Origin of the sequence: Shewanella psychromarinicola (genome assembly GCF_003855155.1) — a bacterium.
In the GTDB taxonomy this organism is placed as follows: domain Bacteria; phylum Pseudomonadota; class Gammaproteobacteria; order Enterobacterales; family Shewanellaceae; genus Shewanella; species Shewanella psychromarinicola.
On sequence record NZ_CP034073.1, the window covers coordinates 788,619 to 813,108 of the forward strand.

At 44.0% G+C, this 24,490-nt stretch carries 18 protein-coding genes and 1 pseudogene; 5 read left to right on the forward strand and 14 right to left on the reverse strand.

The genetic code is table 11. From position 1 onward, the window contains the following. Positions 1 to 77: 77 nt before the first annotated feature. Positions 78 to 2,450, reverse strand: coding sequence for a Tex family protein (locus EGC80_RS03350; RefSeq protein ID WP_124012740.1), 2,373 nt, complete (start codon positions 2,448 to 2,450; stop codon positions 78 to 80). 215 nt (positions 2,451 to 2,665) lie between these two features. Between EGC80_RS03350 and greB the strand changes: the two genes are divergently transcribed. Continuing rightward, entirely contained in the window at positions 2,666 to 3,145 is a 480-nt protein-coding gene (gene greB / locus EGC80_RS03355; protein WP_124012741.1) for a transcription elongation factor GreB, read from the forward strand. Between the two features lie 315 nt (positions 3,146 to 3,460). Here the strand turns inward: greB and EGC80_RS22355 are convergent, their stop codons facing one another. The 10 genes and pseudogenes from EGC80_RS22355 to acnA form a co-directional block, all read right to left on the reverse strand. Next, entirely contained in the window at positions 3,461 to 3,598 is a 138-nt protein-coding gene (locus tag EGC80_RS22355; RefSeq protein WP_164839413.1) for a hypothetical protein, read from the reverse strand. A gap of 34 nt (positions 3,599 to 3,632) precedes the next feature. Beyond that, positions 3,633 to 5,444, reverse strand: a complete 1,812-nt coding sequence (locus EGC80_RS03360) for an alkaline phosphatase family protein (protein ID WP_233768588.1) — start codon at positions 5,442 to 5,444, stop codon at positions 3,633 to 3,635. A 127-nt stretch (positions 5,445 to 5,571) separates the two neighbouring features. Continuing rightward, positions 5,572 to 5,940: a universal stress protein gene (locus tag EGC80_RS03365; protein WP_233768589.1), complete on the reverse strand. Its 369-nt coding sequence runs from the start codon at positions 5,938 to 5,940 to the stop codon at positions 5,572 to 5,574. Between the two features lie 1,476 nt (positions 5,941 to 7,416). After that, a complete protein-coding gene (gene proX, locus EGC80_RS03375; protein WP_124012742.1) occupies positions 7,417 to 8,451 on the reverse strand; it encodes a glycine betaine/L-proline ABC transporter substrate-binding protein ProX in 1,035 nt (344 codons plus the stop codon). A 338-nt stretch (positions 8,452 to 8,789) separates the two neighbouring features. Beyond that, positions 8,790 to 9,821 (reverse strand): glycine betaine/L-proline ABC transporter substrate-binding protein ProX, encoded by a 1,032-nt coding sequence (gene proX, locus EGC80_RS03380; RefSeq protein ID WP_124012743.1) that lies wholly within the window; start codon positions 9,819 to 9,821, stop codon positions 8,790 to 8,792. A gap of 9 nt (positions 9,822 to 9,830) precedes the next feature. Continuing rightward, the gene (locus tag EGC80_RS03385) at positions 9,831 to 10,670 is read right to left on the reverse strand and encodes an ABC transporter permease (RefSeq protein WP_101033190.1); all 840 of its coding nucleotides are present in this window, start codon (positions 10,668 to 10,670) and stop codon (positions 9,831 to 9,833) included. A 26-nt stretch (positions 10,671 to 10,696) separates the two neighbouring features. After that, complete coding sequence (gene proV, locus EGC80_RS03390) at positions 10,697 to 11,923, reverse strand: glycine betaine/L-proline ABC transporter ATP-binding protein ProV (RefSeq protein WP_101034765.1); 1,227 nt, start codon at positions 11,921 to 11,923, stop codon at positions 10,697 to 10,699. A gap of 704 nt (positions 11,924 to 12,627) precedes the next feature. After that, positions 12,628 to 13,343 (reverse strand): annotated as a pseudogene (locus tag EGC80_RS03395) (hypothetical protein). 183 nt (positions 13,344 to 13,526) lie between these two features. Beyond that, entirely contained in the window at positions 13,527 to 14,192 is a 666-nt protein-coding gene (locus EGC80_RS03400) for a DUF2238 domain-containing protein (RefSeq protein WP_232772098.1), read from the reverse strand. 590 nt (positions 14,193 to 14,782) lie between these two features. Then, on the reverse strand, positions 14,783 to 17,503 hold the full coding sequence (gene acnA / locus EGC80_RS03405) for an aconitate hydratase AcnA (protein WP_101033192.1): 2,721 nt from the start codon (positions 17,501 to 17,503) through the stop codon (positions 14,783 to 14,785). Between the two features lie 92 nt (positions 17,504 to 17,595). Between acnA and EGC80_RS03410 the strand changes: the two genes are divergently transcribed. Continuing rightward, a complete protein-coding gene (locus tag EGC80_RS03410) occupies positions 17,596 to 18,972 on the forward strand; it encodes a lyase family protein (protein ID WP_101033193.1) in 1,377 nt (458 codons plus the stop codon). Positions 18,973 to 19,120: 148 nt separating this feature from the next. Here EGC80_RS03410 and EGC80_RS03415 read toward each other — a convergent pair whose 3' ends face one another. The 3 genes from EGC80_RS03415 to EGC80_RS03425 all read right to left on the reverse strand — a co-directional run bounded on the left by EGC80_RS03415 (position 19,121) and on the right by EGC80_RS03425 (position 21,165). Then, positions 19,121 to 19,576, reverse strand: coding sequence for a hypothetical protein (locus EGC80_RS03415; RefSeq protein ID WP_101033194.1), 456 nt, complete (start codon positions 19,574 to 19,576; stop codon positions 19,121 to 19,123). A gap of 41 nt (positions 19,577 to 19,617) precedes the next feature. Beyond that, the gene (locus EGC80_RS03420) at positions 19,618 to 19,899 is read right to left on the reverse strand and encodes a sll1863 family stress response protein (RefSeq protein ID WP_232772099.1); all 282 of its coding nucleotides are present in this window, start codon (positions 19,897 to 19,899) and stop codon (positions 19,618 to 19,620) included. Between the two features lie 342 nt (positions 19,900 to 20,241). Continuing rightward, the gene (locus tag EGC80_RS03425; protein WP_124012744.1) at positions 20,242 to 21,165 is read right to left on the reverse strand and encodes a LysR family transcriptional regulator; all 924 of its coding nucleotides are present in this window, start codon (positions 21,163 to 21,165) and stop codon (positions 20,242 to 20,244) included. 456 nt (positions 21,166 to 21,621) lie between these two features. Here EGC80_RS03425 and EGC80_RS03430 point away from each other — a divergent pair, with 456 nt between their 5' ends. From EGC80_RS03430 to EGC80_RS03440, 3 genes are all read left to right on the forward strand, one after another. Beyond that, positions 21,622 to 22,716: an L-dopachrome tautomerase-related protein gene (locus EGC80_RS03430; protein WP_124012745.1), complete on the forward strand. Its 1,095-nt coding sequence runs from the start codon at positions 21,622 to 21,624 to the stop codon at positions 22,714 to 22,716. Between the two features lie 128 nt (positions 22,717 to 22,844). Next, entirely contained in the window at positions 22,845 to 23,888 is a 1,044-nt protein-coding gene (locus tag EGC80_RS03435) for an alkene reductase (protein WP_124012746.1), read from the forward strand. Positions 23,889 to 24,040: 152 nt separating this feature from the next. Further along, the gene (locus tag EGC80_RS03440; protein ID WP_124012747.1) at positions 24,041 to 24,331 is read left to right on the forward strand and encodes a putative quinol monooxygenase; all 291 of its coding nucleotides are present in this window, start codon (positions 24,041 to 24,043) and stop codon (positions 24,329 to 24,331) included. Positions 24,332 to 24,490: the final 159 nt, after the last annotated feature.

The following is a 24,490-nucleotide window of genomic DNA, read 5'->3' on the forward strand; positions in this document are numbered from 1 at the left end:
AGCCCTAACATCTAAGATGAAAGAGCTTTAATAATCAATGCTTTATTAAAATACGGTTTACTCTAAGCAATAATTTACTATTTCTTGAGTTTAGCAAAGGCATTTGCAAAAGCATCACCCATCGCCGCATTTTGCGGCGCTTTAACTGGCTTGCTGGCCGATTTATTATGACCAGCACTTTTGCCATTGGCTGCAGGCTGACCCGTAGCAGGCTTTTTCTGGTAACTATTTTGGGGTTTGCCTGCCGACTGTCGGGTCGCTTTTTCGGCATCGATTTTTTCATCAAGACGCATGCTTAACGCAATGCGACGACGTTCAATATCCACTTCCATCACTTTGACGTTAACCACATCACCGGCTTTAACCACAGTATGTGGGTCACTAACAAACTTGTCTGTTAACGATGAAATATGCACTAGTCCATCTTGATGCACGCCCACATCCACAAAGGCACCAAAGTTAGTCACATTGGTCACCACACCTTCTAATATCATTTCGACTTTAAGATGCTTTAACTCTTCTATACCGTCTTTAAAAGTAGCCGTTTTAAACTCACCACGCGGGTCGCGCCCAGGCTTGTCTAGCTCAGCTAGAATATCGTTAATGGTCGGCACGCCAAATGCGTCGGTAACAAACTCGGCAGCGTTAATCTGTTTTAATAAATCGCTATTGCCAATCAGTTGAGTTAAAGACAATAACTTAGCACCAGCAATCGACTCGACCAAACTGTACGCTTCAGGGTGAACTGATGATGAATCCAGTGGATTATCACCATTGCGAATACGTAAAAAGCCTGCCGCTTGTTCATAAGCCTTAGGCCCTAAACGTGCCACACTCAATAATTGCTTCCGGTTGGTAAATTGGCCGTTGGTATCACGAAAATCAACCACGTTTCTCGCTAAGGTTTTAGTTAACCCAGCCACTTGGGCCAATAACGCGGCCGATGCCATGTTTAAGTCAACACCCACAGCATTAACACAATCTTCGACGACGGCATCGAGCGACTGCGATAACTGGCTTTGGCTAACATCATGTTGATATTGCCCCACGCCAATGGCTTTGGGTTCAATTTTTACCAGTTCGGCCAGCGGATCTTGTAAGCGACGCGCAATTGATACCGCACCGCGAATAGACACATCAAGATTAGGAAACTCATTAGCGGCAAACTCTGAGGCTGAATACACAGATGCACCCGCCTCACTCACCATCACTTTGGTCAACGTCGGATGCGTTTCTTTCACGGCAGCGATTAACTCGCCGGTTAGCTTGTCAGTTTCACGCGAGCCGGTGCCATTTCCAATCGCAATAATCTCCACTTTGTGCATCGTCACTAAGTTACTTAAGGTGCGAATTGATTTGTCCCACAAGTTTTGCGGTGCATGGGGGAAAATAGTCGTGTGCGCCACCAGCTTACCGGTGTTATCCACAATCGCGACTTTCACCCCGGTACGAATGCCAGGATCCAGTCCCATGGTCGCTTTAGCACCCGCAGGTGCTGCCATCAGTAAATCGCCTAAGTTACGGGCAAACACTCTAATGGCTTCTTCTTCTGCGCTTTCACGCATCTTAGCAATAAACTCGGTTTCCATTTGCAAGGCAACTTTAATCCGCCATGTCGAAGTCACCACGGTTTTCAACCATTCATCAACACTAGAGTGGCTCAGTACTAACCCAAAGTGATCGCTAATAATCACCTCACAATAACTGCCTTCAGTCGCTTGCGTATCGGGGTCGGCGTTCATCGACAGCTTTAACATGCCTTCATTACGACCACGCAACATGGCTAGGGCGCGATGCGATGGGATTTTACTCATCACTTCATTGTGTTCAAAATAATCGCGGAATTTAATGCCTTCTTTTTCTTTACCTTTGACCATGCGGCTTTCAAGCACGGCTTGCGGTACTAAATGCTGACGAACTTTACGCAGTAATTCTGCATCTTCGGCAAAGCGCTCCATTAAAATATAACGCGCACCATCAAGTACCGCTTTGGTGTCGGCAAATCCAGCTTGTGGATTAATAAATTCAGTGGCTTTGGTATCAATATCTAATTGGCGATCGGCTAATACGGCATCAACAAGCGGTTCAATACCGGCTTCGATGGCAATTTGGCCCTTGGTGCGACGCTTAGGTTTGTATGGCAGATATAAATCTTCAAGACGGGTTTTGCTGTCGGCGTCATTAATCGCTTGAGTTAACGCTGGGGTTAATTTCCCTTGAGCGCCAATACTCGACAAAATCACCTGGCGGCGATCATGTAACTCACGTAAATAACCTAAGCGTGAAAACAAGTTACGCAATTGAGTGTCATCTAAGCCACCGGTAGCTTCTTTACGATAACGCGCCACAAACGGCACTGTGGCACCATCATCTAATAGCGCAATGGTCGCAGTGACCTGTTGTTCACGGACATTAAGTTCTTGAGCGATAATCTGGGCAATATTATGCATAATCAATCGAATTCGACATGGTTTAAAATAAAATTATGCCAAAGATACCATAAAGACCACCCTTTCGCTGCTAGTACGAAAGGCTTTATTATGTGTTTATAGATAATCGATAAAAAGAATGCATCATCGGACATGAAGTGCTAAAACACAGAGATGAATATTGCGGCGCAACATAAAATCCTACCGTTAATCGAGAATATTAAAGAGTATCCAGCGTGAAAACTAAGTTAATCACTTTAGAAGGCTACAATAAACTCAGAATTGAGCATGACTATTTGTGGAAAGAACAACGTCCTGAAGTCACTAAAATTGTCACTTGGGCGGCAGGTCTTGGGGATCGCTCTGAAAACGCTGATTACACCTTTAACAAGCGCTTGTTACGCCAAATCGATCGCCGGGTACGCTATTTACGCAAGCTGTTGCCCGAACTGAAGATTGTCTATTACGATCCCGAGCAAAAAGGCAAAGTGTTTTTTGGCGCCACGGTTGAGATTGAAAACGATGCCGGTGATATTAAAACCTTTAAAATTGTCGGCCCTGACGAAATTTACGACCAACACAAAGGTTACATCTCAATTGACTCACCCATGGCCCGCGCCCTGCTCAAAAAACAGGTCGACGATGATGCGGTTGTCAGCACGCCTCAAGGCGATAAAACCTGGTACATCAATAAAATCACTTATCAGCAAGAGTAGCCGTCAATGGGTGTCAAGACAGCTGAGATGAGTTGGATATCGTCTAGCATAAACCCATTGGTGGTTAACTCGCACTGGATGCTCAGATGAGCAAAGCTATCACTAATGCCGCGTTAAGGTGGGAGTCGCACAGGCTAATCCGTATCATGATGCGTTAAATATAGTGCGTTAAACATGGTGCGTTAAACATGGTGCGTTAAACATGGCGCCCAAAGCAGGCTAACGTTAACTTAATGAGCCAGCATAATCTAAACAGAGTCTTTAACGTTTCAAAACCACTGCAACTAAGCCATATCGAACTGGGTTTATCCACGCTTACGGTAACAGGCCATCGGTTTGTGATCTTGTCAACTTGTCATCTTGTTCGGCATATGACTTTTCGTCTTCAAGAACTGCTCCAAGACTTGCGCCAGTAATCACCACCCTGCTCGCATCATTTAGCCATAAAGTCATTTCTCCATAAAGTCATTCATTATTCCAGCTTGCGCTACTTGGCCAACACTTCCTTAAGCGGCGTTCCCGTCGAACCCGATGGTGGTTTTATGTTGAGATACGTCGTGATTGTCGCCGCGATATCATAAGGCGTAATGGCACGACTCACCGTCGCAGCAGACAAACCCGCACCGGCAAAGATCACTGGCACGAAGGTATCGTAACGCCAGGGCGAACCATGGGTTGAAGACACGGTTAGGCCATCGAAATCATTAATGAACACATCGGGCTGGAAAACCACATAGATATCGCCGGAGCGTTTCGGGTGATAGTTGCTTTTGATTGAACGTATCATCGCATTATCTGGCACGCTATTGGTGCGCAATGCTGCGCTCGATACCGCATAAGCGATGCCATCAAATTTGAGCAGTTCATCAACCAGCGTTTGCTCTATTGCCGCTTGATCCAAGCCTTTTTTATCGATCAGTTTATGATTGAGATAAAGGTAAGGATGAAAATACGCTTCGATTAGCTTTGCTTGCTTTGGCTTATTATTAGCGTGAGCTGAAGCCGTATCCGATGGCTCACCGGACTTATCGCCTAACTTCTCTGCTGGCGTCACGAGCAAACCGAACTGTTGTTTTATCGCCGCGATTGCCGAGCTGTTATCCAGTGCCTCGACATCAAAGTAGCTCGCCTTGGCGATGCCGTTGCCATGCAGATAACCGGGAACCTCTGGTTGACCATGATCAGCAGATAACACAATCAGAGTATTTTCCAGGCCGACTTTTTTATCAACATAGGCAAACAGATCCGCCAGTGTACGATCAAGTTGGGCAATATTGTCTTCGCTCTCCAGACTCGATGCACCGAAGATATGACCGACATAATCGGTTGATGAAAAACTGATGGCGAGATAATCCGGCACGTCATCTTGGCCGAGTTTTTCTTTATCGAGTAATGTCTTGGAAAAATCCAGCGTCAGTGCATCACCGGCGGGGCTAAGTGTCAGTTTGGTGGTGAAATACTTATCATCGGCCTGACCAAAGGCATGGGGAAAGACGCGGCCAAAACCCGCGAGATCGGTCTCGTACTCGCGATCATCGGCATCAGCAAACAGATAGTCGGAAGGTTTACGCAGCAGTTGCCATGATTTATCGGCGAAGGCGTTGGCCGGTTTGCGGGTATGCCATTCAACGACCCAGTCGGGATAACGATCGTAATAATAATTACTGGTCACAAATTCACCGCTGGCCTTGGAAAACCAGAACGCTTTGCCGGCATGTCCGGCGAGTGCCACCGCACCACGGTCTTTGACCGACACCGCAAATATTTTAGAACGGCCGGCAAAACTGATTGCGATCTCATCACTGAGCGTTGAAGTCATAATATTGTTGGGTGAGCGACCATCGACCTTGGCGGTTTTTTGCGTCGGGTCGATCTCGGTTTGCTTATCGACATCAGCGCCAGCTGTGAGCAGATGATAGTTCGCATCTTCGATGTTATAGACTAGGCGGTCTTTATCACGATCAAACCAGACATTAGCCACCATGCCATGAGCAGCTGGCGCAGCACCGGTTGCTAGGGAAGTATGTCCAACAATAGTTTCGGTGTTGGCGTGCTGATAGTGGGCATTGTTATAGTTGATCCCGTTATCCAGCAGATAACGGAACCCGCCCTCACCCAGTACCTTGTCATATCGATTTAACAGATCGCCACGCAGCGCATCGACGGTGATCTGTAATATCAGCCGCGGTTGAGCAGGTGCCTCTTTTGCTACCACAGGCGATGTGATAATCATCAATACGCACATCATCATTATCGCAATGAATGTACCTGTGTTGTGCCTATCTGGCTTAACTTGCATTAGCGGCTCCTTTTTGAGATCACTTTTGAGTATAGGAAGCATAAAGCCGTAGTCAAGGTTGATTTGAACAAGCTATTTCATCTCATTGCGCGTTGAACGCCGCGATGATCACCACGTTGACCTTGCCTCATATGAAGGCATTTACTGTAAAATTGACAAGGGTATTTGTTAGCCATCGAGTCAGCTGCAGTGGGTCGATCGCTACTGTGGGGTGTCTTTCAAACACCCGGGGGGTTGCATCTTGCAGCATATACTTAGCCGGCTCGAGTGCTAGTTTGCCGCGGCGTTCTTCAAGTTCAACCATTTCGGCGAGCAAGTGCTCACGCGTACCTAAACCTATGTTCCCCGATAAATTCAGCTCGGTAGGATAAGCGGGTTTATCCAATACATGTAATAGGGTCACAGGGACATTTAATTGCTCAGCAGCCCAGCCACTGGCATCACATACGGCCAAGGTTGCTTTTGAACCGTCAATACAGGCAATCACATTTGTCATCTACACCTTAGTGCTATTGCAGCAATGCAGATTATTGGCGCCATCGTTTTGAGTGTAGCGCCTTATAACGCGCTAACTATTGTTATGCGCGCTGGAGATGTATCGGTAATTGCTCCATTTCGCTATACTCGCTTGCTTTTTCACTTTAGCGCTGGGAATTTTTATATTTGGAGAATCCCCAAGTTTGCTGACGTTACTTAGCAACCTGCGCATTGTATTAAGTGGTGGTGTACCCTAACCCAAACCCGTAAAACCGTTGCCGCATGCATCATCAAGAATGGGGCATGATTTTAGTTTAATTAGGGGTTAATCGAACTCAGAATTGGGCAAAAGTGGGGTTGAGATATTGATTAACTCAGCTTACTTGGTATTGGTTTAGCTTGATTTATAACGTAGCTTCATTTGAACTTATTGCCTGCAGCATGTGAGCTACAGGACGTAGTAAATGTCGCGATCACAGGGATGTGAAAGAGTGACCTTAGTGCAGATGATTAAGCGAGACGCCAGCTCTTGATGTTAAAATCAGCATCCCTGTGGGCTTAACCAAAACATCCCTGTTTGGATACTCGCTGACTCATCTACACCGGTAATTTAACTCTCTTCGATTTAGCCGCATAGTTGTCTATAGATGAAAGCTAAATAGGAAAAGCTCAAATCTAATTAGCTGACTTATTTTGGGGCATAAATGAGTTTGTCTGCTTAATTGAAAATGTACAAATTCAACTCTGAACTTGAGGACGTTGAAGAAAATAGCGTGAAGCTCACATGGATGTGAGCTTAGCTTTCGCGGTACAGGATGTACCATCGGAAGTGTTAGCATTTTCGAATAAGTCCGAAGAACACTAAATGAAGTTAAAAGCTGGATCAATCCCCATGGCGACCTTTTCTCATCTGTTGTTTAAGTAAATAAGGAAAATGTTGCGGGGCGGCTGGGCCAATTATTTTATAAAGAATAAAGAGGGAATAGCCGTTGATTTCCTCTTAGTCTGGTGTGGGTGAAGCGCCACGACGTTAGTGGCCGCAGGCCATAGCCTAAACACATAATGGGGCAGAAATAAGTTCGATCACAAGGTCTAACTCAAGGGATATTGATTTGCAAAAGTATCACAATAGAATATACGGTAACACCCAAATCAGTTGCCCAGTTGGCGTTACTTGGCTTATATCTTTCTAAATACTGTGATCAAATAGAACAACCTTTGGTGGCATAATTAAGCACTGGTAGACCTGTACCTTTGGACTTAAATAAATACCTTTATATTTAAAATAATATGTTGAGTTCAAAAAAATGAAAACAACTTAGGCTTGTTTCTTTGCTCGATCATTGCCTTTTAAAGGGCTACATACTTATTAGCTTTGTACCTTTTAAAAAGCGGTTGCATACGTTTCACCAAACACCTGCTTTTTTGTGAAAAAAATAACCCGCGAGCACGGTACGTGTGCTGCGGGTTACACATAAGCTATTGCAGGTTGAGACTATTTAGCCGCGTTGCGTGCTTCAGTAAGCCAACCGTTCCATTTATCTTGGTTTTTGGCAATCCACTCATCCACGTGGCCTTGAATATCCTGCGTACTCTTTTCGCCTTCGTTCATCCGAGTGTTTTGTTCGTTGATATCGCCAAGTGGCAGAGTGAATACCTCAAAAAATTTCCTTGCTGCCGGATTCTGCTTAGTGAATTTTTTGTTGGCGACTATCTGGATGTCAGAAACAACAAAACCAAGTTTTACCGGGTCAGAAACCGCACCTTCAATTCCACTTACTGTCATCCGTTCAACACCAGAACGTTGAGCTTCGGATGGCTTAATTTCAGGCACGTTTATCCAGACAACGTCCTTGCCTGGCTTCAGTTTGAAAATGGTCCAGTTTGGTGCCCAAGTATAGAAGAATATTGGTTCACCATTGTTATAACCCGCCATCGCTGATGCCATTCCTGCTGCATATGAAGCGGTCACCGGATTGATAGCATCTTTGAGATCGTATACATCCATATGGTGGCTGATAACTTTTTCACATCCCCAGCCTGGAGGGCAAGCGGTCAAATCGGCTTTGCCATCACCATTGGTATCAAATGCTTTTTTCACCTCAGGACGTTTAAAATCCTCCAGAGAGGTAATATTATATTTATCTGCCTCTTTCTTAGACACCAAATAGCCCTGCAGACCACCGGCCTTAACAACATAACCAACTTTCTCACCTTTGTCGTAAAACCCTTTCGGCATCTGGCCGTCATGATTTGGAAACCAGCCATTGGTCCAGTAATCTACATCACCGAGAGTCAGTGTTTTGTAAAAGATCGGATTCGACAGATCTTTAGGTTTTTCCACATCATACCCAAGAGTTTCAAGACCTCGTCGCACCAGAGCTTCCTGAAAAAAGCCGGTGTCCCACGTGGCCCGTGCAGGTTTGACGGTTATGCCTTCTCCTGGCTGGTGATTATCGGCAAGAGCTGCTGACCCGGTCATGGTCATTGCAGCTAAAGCTACACCCATTATTACTTGCTTAATTCTCATTTTCGTTCCTTATTTTTTTGTTGCCATAGATTGGGTCATTCTCTTTAAATGATTGCCAATAATAGACCTGTGCCTTTGAACTTAATTAAGCACATTCATTTTTCTTATGGGTTATATTTTAAATAATGTGTTGAATTTGAAAAATATGTTCAGAACTTAGGCTTGTTTCGTTGAAAAAACATCATTCCCTCTTAAAGGGCTACATCATTATCAGCGTTGTACTCTTGCTTGAAAGCAGGTCCAAACATTTGACGAAACAATTGGTTTTTGTGAAAAAAAATAACCCGCAAGCACTGTACGTGTGCTCCGGGTTATAAATAAGCTATTGTAGGTTGAGGCTACTTCGCAGCGTTGCGTGCTTCAGTAAGCCAACCGTTCCATGTATCTTGGTTTTTGGCAATCCACTCATCTACGTGGCCTTGAATGTCCTGCGCACTCTTTTCACCATCGTTCATCCGAGTGTTCTGTTCGTTGACGTCGGCAAGCTGCAGGGTAAAGACCTCAAAAAATTTCCTTGCTGCAGGATTCTGCTTGGTGAATTTTTTGTTGGCGACTATTTGGATGTCAGAAGCAACAAAACCAAGTTTTACCGGGTCAGAAACCGCGCCTTCAAGCCCACTTATCGTCATCCGTTCAACGGCAACACTTTGGGCTTTTGTTGGATTAATTTCAGGCACGTTTATCCAGACTACGTCCTTGCCTGGCTTCAGTTTGAAAATGGTCCAGTTTGGTGCCCAAGTATAGAAAAATATTGGTCCACCATTTTTATAACCCGCCATCGCTGATGCCATTCCTGCTGCATATGAAGCTTGCACCGGATTGATAGAATCTTTGAGACCGTATACATCCATATGGTGGGTGATTATTTTTTCACATCCCCAACCTGGAGGACAGGCAGTCAGATCGGCTTTACCATCACCATTGGTATCAAATGCTTTCTTCACCTCTGGGCGTTTAAAATCTTCAAGGGAGGTAATATTATATTTGTCTGCGTCTTTTTTAGACACTAAATAACCCCCTAGACCACCGGCTTTCATTACATAACCAATCTTTTCAGCCTTTTCATCGAAATTGTTCGGTAGTTGATCGTTATGCATTGGAAACCAACCATTGGTCCAATAATCAATATCACCGAGAGTCACTGTTTTGTAAAAGATCGGATTCACCAGCGTTTTGGGTTTTTCCACATCATAGCCAAGAGTCTCAAGACCTCGTGCCACAAGTGCTTCCTGAAAAAATCCGGTATCCCACGTGGCTCGCGCAGGTTTAACGGTAACGCCTTCTCCTGGCTGGTGATTATCGGCAAGAACTGCCCCTGTCATTGTCATTGCAGCTAAAGCTGCACCAATTACTACTTTTTTAAGTATCATTTTCCGTCCTTATTTTTTTTTGGTTGCCATTGATTGGGTTATTCTATCTAGAATGATTGCTAATAAAACAATCGCTAGACCGCCAACGGTGGCTAGACCAATATCGAGTGTATTCAAGCCGAGAACGACAGGTGCCCCGAGGCCTCCTGCGCCAATCATAGCGGCAATCACCACCATGGAAAGCGACATCATGATGGTCTGATTAAGGCCCGCCATGATGGTCGGCAGAGCGAGTGGTATCTGAACTTTAAGCAAAACCTGCGAACTTGTTGCCCCAAAGGCGAGCGCAGCCTCGACCAACTCTGGATGCACCTGCCTGATACCAAGACTCGTCAATCTGACGAGCGGTGGCAAGGCAAAAATTATGGTTGCCAGAACACCGGCTGTATTGCCAATGGAAAAAAGCATCACTATGGGTACCAGATAAACAAAGGCTGGCGTTGTCTGCATCGCGTCCAAAACTGGCCGTAGAATGTTATTCACACGATCACTGCGACCAGCCCATATGCCAAATGGCACCCCAACAACGGTGCAGAACACAACTGATGAAAAGACCATGGCAAGGGTTATCATGGTTTCTGGCCAAAATCCAAGTAGACCGATGAGAACTAATGATGCGACCGTAAACCCCGCAAGTTTAAAACCTGAAACCCGCCAAGCAATAATGGCAAACACCACAACAACAAGGAGAGGCGGAGTTGCCAATAGACCGTCCGATACGCCGGACAGAATAAAATCTACTGGCCACTTGATCATTTGGAAGAACCATCGATATCCTTCAACCAACCAGTCAACAAAACTGGTGATCCAAACATCCAAGGGAATCACTCTTTCATCAAAACTGAACATTATATAAAACTCCTGAAGAAAGTATTCTAGGGTGCTGACTGCTCAAAATAGGTCCCCTTCTCTGCACGATTCAAGGTGCGAAGGAAGAGGTTTTTAGAAACAACGCCGCGATATCTACGTTCTGAATTTACTACCGGAATAGGCCAAGCATGTGATGCTACCAGTGGCAAGATATCCTGGAGACTATCGGTTTCCTGAACTGATTCTGCATCGCCCAGAAAAGCATGTTCAAGTTTGCTGGTACCATTACCTTTATCAATAACGTCGCGCAGTGAATCTGAAGAGACAACACCCAAAAACCGATGTTCTGAGTCAAGAACATAGGCAAATTCTCGATCTTTCATGCTCAACATTTCCAAGGTGGCTCGCGGGCTGCCTGCTTTAGTATGCCAGACGACCGTTGGCTGGCTATCGCGAACAATGTCCCCGGCGGAAATAACACCGGTTGGATCCACGCCCCGGAAAAATGCCCGGACATAATCGTCAGCAGGGTTCTGCAGAATCTCTTCTGGCGTCCCCACTTGAATGACTCGCCCGCCCTGCATAATGGCAATTCGGTCACCGATCCGTAATGCTTCGTCTAGATCATGGGAGATAAAAATGATAGTGCGCTCATGCCGATCTTGGAGTTTCAGCAGTTCATCCTGCATCTCTGTTTTGATAAGAGGATCAAGCGCCGAAAAGGCCTCATCCATGAGCAGGATTTCCGGATCTACAGCGAGGCCACGCGCCAATCCGACCCGCTGCTGCATACCACCACTTAATTCATTTGGATATGCATTCTCCAAGCCTTCAAGTCCGACTTGTTTCAAAGCATCTAAGGCTCGCTCCTCACGCTCTTTCTTATCCATACCATCAAGTTCGAGGCCAAATGCAGCATTCTCCAACACGGTCTGATGAGGCATAAGAGCGAAGGACTGAAAAACCATGCTGGTTTTACTTCTGCGGAACCTTACTAGCTCATCCTTGCTCATTTTGAGAATATCTTCACCATCAACTAACACCTCTCCAGATGTTGGTTCAATAAGCCTGTTCAGCATTCGTACGAGCGTTGATTTTCCTGAACCGGACAGACCCATAACGACAAAAATTTCACCTTTATTCACTTCAAAGCTTGCACCTTGCACAGCAACAGTAAGTCCTGTCTGTTCGTAAATTTCTTCTTTGCTTTTCCCTTGTTCCAGTAACTTTACCCCTTTGCGAGGCTCGGAACCAAAAACCTTATAGAGGTTTTTTATAACTATTTTTTCCATATCATTTTCTTCCATTACGCTCATTTACGTCGCTCTGCTTTATTGCACAAACTCTACATAAAAAGCACATGAATAGATCCTGCGAGGTTAAATATTTACGGTACATTTGCTAAATATTTTTGTATACAATAATCCCTAACTGACCTATTTGTCAATGTATACTTACCCTTGAAAAATTATAACCACTTGAAAGCAAAGGTTTTAACTAGGTAATACAAGGCTGTTCTTTGCTTGATATAAGGCTATTCCTTGGTTAATCTAAGGATATTTCTTGGTTAATATAAGGGTGTAATTTGGTTAATATAAGGGTCTTACTTGGTTAACTTAGCTGCTTATATATTATGTTAATTCCTGCATATTATTTTAGTTCATATTCTTTAATAATGCCCCTTATTGGGAGAAAGTAATTATTGAAAAGTGGATCAATTTTTCTAACAAAAACTATTGAAAAGTAGAGAATAGTCAAAGCAAGAGGAAGACAGAGTATGCGAACAAAAACTTACCATATATTAACCGATAGCTTGTGTTAGTTACCCAATCAAAGTGTACTGCGGATCATGGATCCGCAACCGAGTTATCCAGAGTCTAAACAAGATAGCAGCTTGGCAGCGTATTCATCCGCTAGGGTAAATCGTTTTCTAAGGTGATTATATTGGCCCATTAAGCGCAATTTCATCCACAATGTGATTATGATGAGTACTGCTTTAATTGAGCTTTTTTGTTCTTTGAAGAGAGCTCAACAGCCACATCATTAAGCCGCCGGTAAATAACCCATCTCGTTAGGCAGTGCACCTTGTGCGATAACCATGCCGTCCACCCAAGGGCCGGAACATTGCACTCAAGCACCGATCATGACCTGATCATTTGGCGATATATCCAGCAGTAATGTTTGAATTAATGCGGCTAATCCTACACTGCAGCCAATAAATAAAATCAGCCTATACAATAACCAAATATTATCGTAGGCACGGACATAAGCGAGGGGAAATATAATGGAACTCACTATTGCGATTCCGGTGATGTTTAAGGCAGCAATATCGGCCGCAAGTACTATAGCGGCACCACAATAAACTCCGAGAGGTAGACCACTTAAAAAACGAAATACAATTGGCTGTTCAAGTGATGTCGCCATGGCACTTAAGCCATTAGAGATAAACATTAATATCAGAAAACAGCTAAAAATGGCGTTTTTTATGGTAGCCGTGATCAGCATTAAAATGGGCATACCCAACGGCCCTATCCCGTAAACACTAATAGCACAACCGCTCTGTGATGATGAGGAGGAAAATGTTTCGTTGATTTATGGCAGCATTGGCATCATCGAAGACGCCGATAATCCCAAAAGAAAGGTGCTTAACGCTAATGCCAGCAAAATGGCGCTAGGCCCCTGTGTCAGGATTGTTGGGGACGTCCATCTCATCACCCATTCTTCTAATCAATAACACAGTCTTTTTCAGCATTGATTGCGATAGCCTTGCGAGGCTTTCAAACACTAAACTTAAATGACATTTATCAATAGATTGAGTCTAGCTAAAGAAATGTGTGGTATGGCTAATTAAAACTAGGACGCTCTCTTTCCACTTAACATCCCTTACTTTTTATTTTAAAACTTTAGTTTCAAACTTAATTGCCATTCTTCACCAAAGTCTTTCTGAATACGTGAATTGATATAAAGGGTAATCGCCATAGCTATCAATGCGCCAAGACTTGCCAACGCCATATCTTTATGTGCATCCCAAATATCGCCCTGCGTCCCCAAATACGCCATCCCTAGGTCTCCACCAAATGTCTCTGCGGCGCCCCACTCAACCAGTTCATATAGCATCGAGGTTGCCATAATGAGATTTAAAGGAGCAAGATAGCTCCAAAATCCTTTCATACCAGCAATTCGGCAATACAACTCTCTGATAGGGGATGCCAATAAAAGGCCGTATAAAAGATGAATCAATCTATCAAAATTATTCCTGGTCCATCCCATATATTCATTAAGGCTAAAATTAAAATACGACGTTAAAAATGCATCATAAGGAACATTAGAATAAGTATAATATGAACCTATTTCATGTAGGCTCATAAATACAAATATAAAACCATAAGAGACTCTCGATAATGGACATTTCTTATAGGATATAGCAATAAGGATGACAGATACGACGACCAGTACATTCTCAAGCGCCCAATCGGCTCGATCATAAGGCGATATAGAAAGTACTAAGCATTCAATAGCAAAGATGATTGAAAGGATTAAAAAATATTTTTTATGTTTCATATTATGTTTAGTCATTGTGAATTAAAGTCTTTTTATAGGGCTGCTAAAGGTCAGCTGTAGACTCCTTCCGACCCAATACCATCTTAAATCTGGGGTTCAATACCGAGTCTTAACACCACAAGCAGGAGGACAAGAAACACCTAAGGTTAATATCAGATTAGCTGGTTTTTTATGCTATCACGATATATTGACAAGACTAATGTTTACTTGCATCAATGGATTGCTCAATCCATTTATACGCAAATAATGAAAATATTATGCTTTTTCATTTAACAATAACTCCTTTGAACGGTATTCGCCGTGTATATTTCACAATCTCAAGCAAAATTGATGGTTTAACGCTAAGAATTAAACCTTAGGCATGCTAACACGTTCAAAATATTCGAATAAAAAAGTAAAGCATTAATGTTTGTGGTTACTTTCATGCCGATTGAACCTTTGATCGAGACGCACAGTGTCACCAAACAGCTAAACAACAAACCGTCGCTGCCCATCTCCATTTCGACAGAATACAAATAGGCCCAAGTTGTTAAACTTGGGCCTATTTACAGGTTATTTTAAACGGGTGATTACCTTATGTAGAACCCTGATTACTTAGCTAGATTGCGCAATACATAATGCAAAATACCGCCATGTTGGTAGTAATTGAACTCATTGGGGGTATCAATACGGATTTTCGCTTCAAACGAATCTTGCTTACCCGCTTTGTCGGTCGCAGTTACCTTGACTGTTTTCTGACCAGCACTCACGGCAGGAATACTGAATTGCTCTTCACCAGTGAGGTTCAGCGACTCTGCACTGTCATCTGGCATAAACTGCAAAGGTAAAATACCCATTCCAACCAGGTTCGAGCGATGAATACGTTCATAACTTTGGGCAATGACCGCTTTAACGCCCAACAGTGCGGGCCCTTTGGCTGCCCAGTCTCGTGAGCTACCCGTGCCGTATTCCTTACCGGCAAGCACGATGCAAGGAGTGCCCTGTTGTTGATAGTGCATGGCAGCATCAAAAACTGTCATCGACTCACCATTAGGCATCAAGCGTGTCCAGCAGCCCTCAGTACCCGGAGCCAGCAGATTTTTCAGTCTGACATTGGCAAAGGTTCCGCGCATCATCACTTCATGGTTTCCGCGGCGCGAACCGTAAGAGTTAAAGTCCTTAATGGCCACACCAGCCTGTTGTAAATAGTCTCCAGCAGGACTGTTTGGGGCAATAGATCCCGCAGGTGAAATATGATCGGTCGTGACCGAGTCACCCAATTTGAGTAAACAACGGGCATTGTCGATAGCCATTATTGCTGGTATCTCAGCGCTGATCCCGTCAAAGAATGGCGGTTGTTTAACATAGGTGGAATCCGGCCAATTATATTTCTGACTCTGCACCACTTCTAACCCTTGCCAGTCGGCATCGCCACTGTAAATATCGGCATAACGGGACACAAACATATCGCTTTGCACCGCGCTGGCCATGACCTGTTGGATTTCCTGATTATCCGGCCAGATATCTTTTAAATAGACGGCCTTACCATCAACATCATCGCCAAGTGATTCGCTGACCATATCGGCCTTCATATTACCGGCCAGTGCATACGCCACCACAAGGGGCGGCGATGCCAGATAATTAGCTTGTACTTCAGGATGAATACGGCCATCAAAGTTACGATTACCCGATAACACAGAACACACCTTCAACCTGCCCTGCTGTATCGCTGCGCTGACGGGCTGAGGTAAGGGTCCGGAATTGCCAATACAGGTAGTACAACCGTAGCCAACTAACTGAAACCCTAAGGCATCCAAATCGACATTGAGACCCGATTTGATTAAATAGTCTGTCACCACCTGCGAGCCAGGTGCAAAACTGGTTTTCACCCAAGGCTTGACCTGCAAGCCTTTTTGGCGGGCATTTCTGGCCAATAATCCGGCGGCGATTAACACTGATGGATTGGAGGTATTAGTACAACTGGTAATCGCGGCAATCACCACCGCCCCAGCTTCGAGGACAAAGTCCTTATCTCGATACTGGCAGGCAACGCCTGTGTTGCCATCAGCGACCGGCGCAGAGGGACCACCTTCGCTTGACAGTTCATCTTTACCTACAGTTTCGATTTGATTAACAGGGATCTGGCTGTCCAGCCACTGACGGAAACTGACGCCCGCTTTATCAAGTGCAATCCTATCCTGCGGCCTTCTTGGACCGGCGATAGAGGGCACAATACTGCCCAAATCTAATTGTAAACTGTCGTGATAACAGGCTTTGTTCTCAGATGCGCTGCCCCACATGTCCATCTCTTTAAGATAAGCCTTTATGAGCTCGATCCGCTCAGGATCACGACCAGTAAGGGCTAAGTAATCTACAGTTTGCTGATCGATCGGGAAAATACCACAGGTGGCACCGTATTCAGGGGCCATATTGGCAATGGTCGCCCGATCGGCTAAGGTCAATTGATCGACACCGGCACCAAAAAATTCAACAAATTTTCCTACTACCCCAAATTCACGTAATTGCTCGGTGACCGTTAAGACCAGATCGGTGGCCGTAACCCCTGCAGGTAACTTGCCGATAAATTCAAAGCCGACAATCTCAGGTAGCAGCATGGTAACGGGTTGACCTAACATGGCGGCCTCAGCCTCAATGCCCCCCACGCCCCAACCCAGTACGCCCAAGCCGTTGATCATGGTGGTATGAGAATCTGTACCTACCAAAGTGTCGGGGTACAATAAGTTATCTTCATCTTCTTTGACAAAGACCACCCGAGCCAAATATTCTAGATTGATCTGATGCACGATACCGCGCCCTGGCGGCACCACTTTAAAGTTGTCAAAGGCCTGCTGACCCCAACGCAGAAACTGGTATCGTTCACGGTTACGCTCGATTTCGATGGCGGTATTTTTTTGCATCGCACCGGTTTCGGCAAATACATCGACCATGACGGAATGGTCAATAACCAGCTCCACCGGATTGAGTGGATTAATAGCATCAGCATTACCCCCTAATGTTTCGATAGCATCACGCATCGCGGCCAAATCGACCACAGAAGGTACACCGGTAAAATCCTGTAAAATGACCCTAGAGGGCACAAAAGCGATTTCAGTTTCTGACCAGTTATCCAGATCCCAGCGTGCCAAGGTATCGATATCCTCTGGCTGGACAAATTCCGAATTCTCATAACGCAGAAGATTTTCTAACAATATTTTTGCCGCAAAGGGTAAGCGGGATAAGTCATAGTGTTCGGCTAATCGGTCAAAGCTATAATAGCGGAAATTTTTTCCATTACTTTCAAGCTGTTTCAATAATTGCATCGAATTTTTCATCACTGATCTCCCAGTAAACGTTTAGTGGCACTTCATGCTAAGCTTAATTAACACCCTAACATATCCACATCAAAATCGACGCGGAAAATCCTATGAGCAAGATGCGTATAGAACATGACAGTATGGGTAATATCCAGGTACCAGAGGATGTTTATTATCAGGCGCAAACTCAACGCGCGCGGGATAACTTCCAGTTTTCTGAACGGCGTTTTCCGGTAGCGGCGTTACTCGCCTTACTCGATATAAAATTAGCAGCAGCACAAGCCAATAGCCAGCTCGGCTTGCTTGATAGCACCATGGCAACAGCCATTCAGCAAGCCATTACTGCCAGTAAACAGCTTGATTTTTCGCAGCATTTCCCGATTGACCTGTTCCAAACGGGCTCCGGCACCAGTTCTAATATGAATGTTAATGAAGTGATTGCCAGCCTCGCCAGCGACATTTTGCAGGCAGAAGTTCACCCCAATGATCATGTCAATATGGGTCAAAGCAGCAATGATGTCATACCTGCCTGTATTCACATCAGCACAGTTCGGCGTTTAAAGTGGCAACTGCATCCGGCCATTATGGCTCTGAGTGACAGATTGCAGCATTTGGCTGTGCAGCATTCAAATCTGGTCAAAACGGGTCGCACCCATTTAATGGACGCCATGCCCATCACCCTAGGTCAGGAGCTGCAATGTTGGCAACAACAACTCAACAGTGCTCAAGATAGGATCCAGCAGGTGGAACTGACCTTGAATTATTTACCTTTGGGCGGCACAGCCGTCGGCACGGGGGTTAATTGCGATCCACGTTTTGCCGAACTGGCTTGTTACTACCTGCAAATGCAAGATCCGCATCCCTGGCAAGCGGCGGCAAACCCGGCCTTGTATATGAGTAGTCAAGATCACACTCTAGCCATGGCTTCGGCGCTCAAAGGATTAGCGGTCACCTTAATGAAAATCGCCAATGATTTGCGCTGGATGAATTCCGGCCCTATCGCCGGATTACACGAAATTAGCTTAACGGCGCTGCAACCGGGCTCATCGATAATGCCCGGCAAGGTCAACCCTGTGATCCCCGAAGCCATAGCCATGATTGCCGCTGAAGTGATGGGTAATGAAGCTACCATAACCATCGCGGCTCAATCGGGTAATTTTCAGTTAAATGTCATGCTGCCACTGATTGCCGATAAGTTGCTATCCAGCATCGATTTATTGACCCATGCCTGCCAAGCCATGACAGACAAAGTGTTTGCCGAGTTTCAACCTAATGTCGATAATTTAACCCAAGCATTGCAGAAAAACCCCATTCTTGCCACCGCACTCAATTCAGTACTGGGCTACGATATGGCCGCTAACATTGCCAAGCGTGCTGATGCAGAGCATAAATCTGTTTTAGAAATTGCACTTGAAGAAACCGAACTGGGCGAAAGTGAACTAAAAGCCATACTCGATCCCTTGCATCTGGCAAAACCCCATCAATAACAGGTATGAATAGGTATGAATAGGCCATAACGATTGGTAACAATAGCGAAGGAAGTAAACACCTAGGGGAAACCTGCTGTGAGGAGCCTCATGCAAGGTGTTGAGGGCGCGAGAGGTTAAATAACTCCGGCTACCCGTTTATGACAGTTTATTCTTTGTGCCTAGATTCTTTTTCAGATTTTCTCCAGGCATCCTCGAGGGTTTTATATGAATCCAAGAACCCTTTTTTCATCTGGTCCCACGAATTGGCAGAACTGGTTTTCATGCTGCCATACCATTGGGCAACTTGATTGCGTTGCTTGCGAACTACCCTAAGATTCTCTCGAGCTTCCTTGCGCGCGGCCTCGCTCATTTTGTCCCAGTTTTGATCAATCGCCGCCTCCAGCGTATCGATACGTTTATCCAGTTTATTCAGGCCCTCTTTTGCTTTTATAACCGCCTCATCTCTTTTATCAGCAGTATATGAGTCGATGGCGGCAAGCAAATCCTGCGTTTCTTTTTTAACCTCTTCTAATGAAGTATTGGCGTTTTCCGTTTGGGCATAACCTAATGGAGTCACACCCAATATGCCGATCAATATCAATGCAAAGACGTGTGATTTCATTTTTAACCGCCTAAATGATTAGCAGCCATAGTGAAGGATGTTTACTTGAATCTTGAAGTCGCAGACTTAAATGCATGACCAAGAGAATCCCACGCACTATCAATACCGACTTTAAGGTCCTCCCAAGCATCGTCACTCGCGTTCTTAAGCTCGGTAAGCTTATTGGTGGCAGTTACCTGCATAGCTTGCAGTTCCTCAATTTTCTTATAGTATTCAAGTTGTTTATCAGCTGCTGCACCGTCGGCTTTTGCTCTGAGTTTGTTGATCTCCGCACTCCACTCGTCTAATTGTGCCTGTAATTTCTTTTCGTATACTTGTTTCATACTCATCATTACGTTCCTGTTAATAAATGGATTAATAAATGGGTTAATAACCCATTTATACTACTAATGTGTCGAATTTTTCGCTTTCACCCCCTTTACTTTTACAGGCATGAAAGTTAAATGATATGACGTCTAAAAAAGCATATTAGTTTTTAATGGCATCGTCAAACAATCACCTGCCCATATTTATTAAGCTCTACAATGCTTTTATTGGCTTTCACTGCCTCAATGATAATGCCAACAAGCGATCAAATAATACAAAGGTTTAAATGGTTTTAATGTTAGCGGCCTTGCTTCAGTCTTTGAGTCAACAAAAGTATTCCATACTGAAGAGGATTGACCTCAACGATCTATGCCATTTTCATCAAGAATAGAATGGATCATTTTTCGAACCTGCGCCCTTATGGCATCATGCTGGGTTCGTTCATGCCAAATTTGAAACACATTGACAGTCGATAGTTGTACTGGACTATTAAAGCGCTGTAAGTTAGCAAATTGATCCATGGCCTGATCGGCAACTGAATCGAGACAAGTCAATATAAAATCTGATTGACTCACTATCTGTGCAGGGATCATAAAGCTTGATATACCAGAGATAACATTTCTCTGTTTTCCCATCAGTGACAAGGCTTTATCAACAACACCATTGAGATCTCCCGTGAGCGTGGTCACGATATGCTTGCATTCTAGGTAGGCATCGAGGGAGAGTGTGTCACCAATGATTGGATGGTCTTGTCTGGCTAACACATTCAATCGTTCTTCTTTTAACTTTTGCTGATAAAAAGTACTGGGGAGATCTGAGTAAAATCCAGCAATCGCGATATCACATTGGCCATTTTCTAGCATTTTTCTGGGCAATTTCCCCTGGGTATTATGAGTCACAATCTGCACAAAAGGCATGATTTTTTGAATTTCAGATAGCAATTTAGGTAGCAGGATGCTTTCCATATAATCGGTTGTATAAATATGGATCACATCTTTCACTTTATCTAAAGGAACGTCTAATTCAGATTGATAAAAGTGTTCTAGCTCACTCACCAAGCGAGATATTTGTGGCGCAATAGCATGCGCCTTGGGGGTTGGGACTAGGCCTTTTATTCCCCTAACGAATAAGGGATCGTCAAACTCCTTTCTTAACTTATTGAGCCTGTGGCTCAGTGCGGGTTGGCTTATCGCCAATCTTTCTGCGGCTATCGAGGCGAGCCCTTCTTGATACAAAATCTGAAACAAATAGAGAAGGTTAATATCACGATTTCTAATATTCATATTTTGGAACTCAGTTATAAATTATATTCAATTTTTAATTATATAGATTAGATCTAAAATGCACACGAGTTAAATAACCGCTTAGCTGAGGACAAAAAGTGAATACGCTTCAGCACAAAGACTCACTCTCAGCGCTATTGTTTATTTGACGCTTGAGCAAGTAACAAAAGGCTGTGATTCACTGACTATTTGAGCTTGCGATGATGCGGTTGATACTATGATAATACTTATCTTTGAAGCCAATAGACGCTTTAGCTATAAAATAATTGCCATCGTCGACATCGACAAACACTGGGCAAACTCAAGATAACTATCACTCATGCTCAACAGTAAATCGTTATCGTTTTAGCAACAGCTCCTGACGGTCACATAATGGTTCTGATCCAAAGAGACAAATCTGAAAATAACGCTAAAAGGTTTTAAAAAATGATAAATAATTTATCCAAGGTTTTGCCAATGCAAAAAACGTTTACGGGCCTACTACTGACACTCGTAGTTTCAGGTTGTGGTTTATTAGAAAACACCAATACCGACCAAAACGTCGAAAAGGCAGCCACTCTTGCTCAGCTAGAAACCGTTCTTGAACTGCCTTTTCGCCCTGGTAATGTGAGTGCCACAAAATCCGGTAGAGTCTTTGCCACAGTCCACCCCTTTGCTGGTGAACAAGGTATACAACTACTGGAGGTGACGGGGCCAAACAGCTATCAACCTTGGCCATCAAGCAAGGTGCAGTCCCCAAAAGGCCAATACAGTGAAAATACCATTGATACACCACTGGGTATCACTAAAGATAAGCAAGGCGGTTTGTGGATCGTAGACATGGGACTGCATATCGGTAAAACCCGAATTTGGGGTTTTGATATCGACAGTGGTGAATTAATCAGCAAAATTGTTCTGCCAACGGATATCGCACCTGCTAACAGCTTTGTTCAGGATTTAGTGGTAGACCGTGAAAGAGGTTGGGTTTATTTAGCCGATTTGGCCAATCCCGGCATACTCGCGGTGGAATTGGCAACCAATAAGGTCCGACGTTTTGGCAACCACCCATCATTAAAGCCCGAAGTTAACGCTAAAATGGTGATTAATGGTCAAGCCGTCATGTTTGGCGGTAAGCCAGCCAACACAGGCATCAACCCAATCACCTTATCTGCTGACGGAGAAACATTGTTTTTCGGTGCAATGAATGGCAGAACTTGGTATAGCGTACCGGCTAAATTGTTCCGTGATGGTGTCGCCGATGACGTTATTGCCCATCATATTACACGCGTAGGTGAGAAACCGATTTCAGACGGTGCCACAACGGATAGCTTTGGCAATCATTTCATTACTAACTTAAATGAAAATGGCATCGATAAGTTGAGTGCTAACGGAGTGTTTACCCCATTTATCAGAGATGCTCGCCTAAATTGGCCAGACAATGTATCGGCTGATGATAACGGCTGGCTCTACATTTCAGTCAACCAACTGCACAAATCTCCGCGCTTTAATGACGGAGCGGATATAGGCAAAGCGCCATATTATATTTACCGTGTATGGGCTAATACTCAATAAAGTCAGTCGTTATTTACACTTAACATTAATCATTTTAAATGATTGATTAACAGTATCGAACTCGTACTATTTTCAGAATATTTACGATGAATTTAAAAACCGGCAAATGATGTAGAGAAGTAATCAACATGACCAGTAATTTATTCCAATCATTCCAATTGAATGATGCAATAACACTACAAAACAGAATTCTTATGGCACCACTCACTCGTTGTATGGCAGACGATAATTTGGTGCCAACCAAAGCGATGGCTGACTATTATGCCCGTCGTGCCGATACCGGTTTAATTATTTCAGAAGCGGTCGTCATTCGACCGGACGCTCAGGGAAACCCTAATGTACCGGGTCTGTTTACCCCTGAGCAAATTGAAGGATGGCGACAAGTTACCGATGCAGTCCATGCCAATGGAGGGAAAATGTTCGCTCAGCTATGGCATACCGGTAGACTTGCACATTCTTATTTTTATGGTGGCGGTGATATTTTAGCCCCATCAGCACTAGCGATTGAAGGCACAGTGCCTCGTCAGCGTGAATTAGTGTATGAAACACCTAAAGCCGTCACAATAGAAGATATTGAACAACTGATTAAAGATTATAGTCAGGCAGCTGCAAATGCTATTGACGCCGGTTTTGATGGTGTTGAAATTCATGGTGCAAATGGTTATCTCGTTGATCAGTTTCTTCACCATAGTAGCAATATTCGCCAAGATAAATTTGGTGGTTCGCCTGAAAATATGACCCGCTTTCCATTAGCGGTTGTTGATGCCATTTCAGAGCGTATTGGTGAACATCACACCGCACTTCGCCTATCACCCGGCGCTTATCATTATATGGAAGAGGACTCTCGTGACCGCCTCGTTTTCGACTACCTGCTTGCTGAGCTTGAACAACGCAACTTAGCTTACCTACATGTTGGGATTTTTGATGACAGCATGATCTTTACATCATTGGATGGCAGAGTATCAGCATATATGCGTGCTCATTACAGCAAGACACTTGTGGGTGTGGGTAGCTATACGCCACGAACCGGGAGCCTGGCTATTAGCGAAGAAAAATTTGATTTACTTGCCATAGGTCGTCCGCTTATTGCCAATCCTGATTACGTTACCAAAGTAAAAATGGGCGAAGCGTTAATTGAATTTTCAGACGATATGCTCTCGCAATTGATTTAACCTTACTTATGAGCTGAAATATTAGGTATTCCCTATATATTTCAGCTAATAAGCCTCAATAACAAGTCTATTTTCAGTGAAGGATTCACTCACGGGCCTCCCAATGAGTGTCTATTCCGACAGTGTATAAACGTCTATTTAGGTAAATAAATATGAGCAATAAATTGACAATCGTAGCAAGAATTGAAGCTAACAACGACAAAGTCGAACGGGTTAAAGCTGAGCTATTAAAGCTAATTGAACCCACGTTAAAAGAAACGGGCTGTATTCAATATCACTTACACCAAGACAACGAAAAACCTAGCGTATTTGTATTCTATGAAATATGGGAAAGTCGAGCGCTTTGGCAGCAACACCTGAGCAGTGTTCACATTCTTGAGCATAGAAGTGCCGTCGATGGTGCTATTTCATCTTTTACCCTAAATGAAATGACTCATCTATAGCATCTTACATGCAGCTAACCTATTTAAAATAAAGACTTTAGTGGCACAATGTCGTTAGGAGTAATATAAATATAACTAATATAAATAGCTCCCATATAAATAGGACAAATATAAATAGAAACCATGTGATTATTTTATTATATGCACAAGATTCATTAG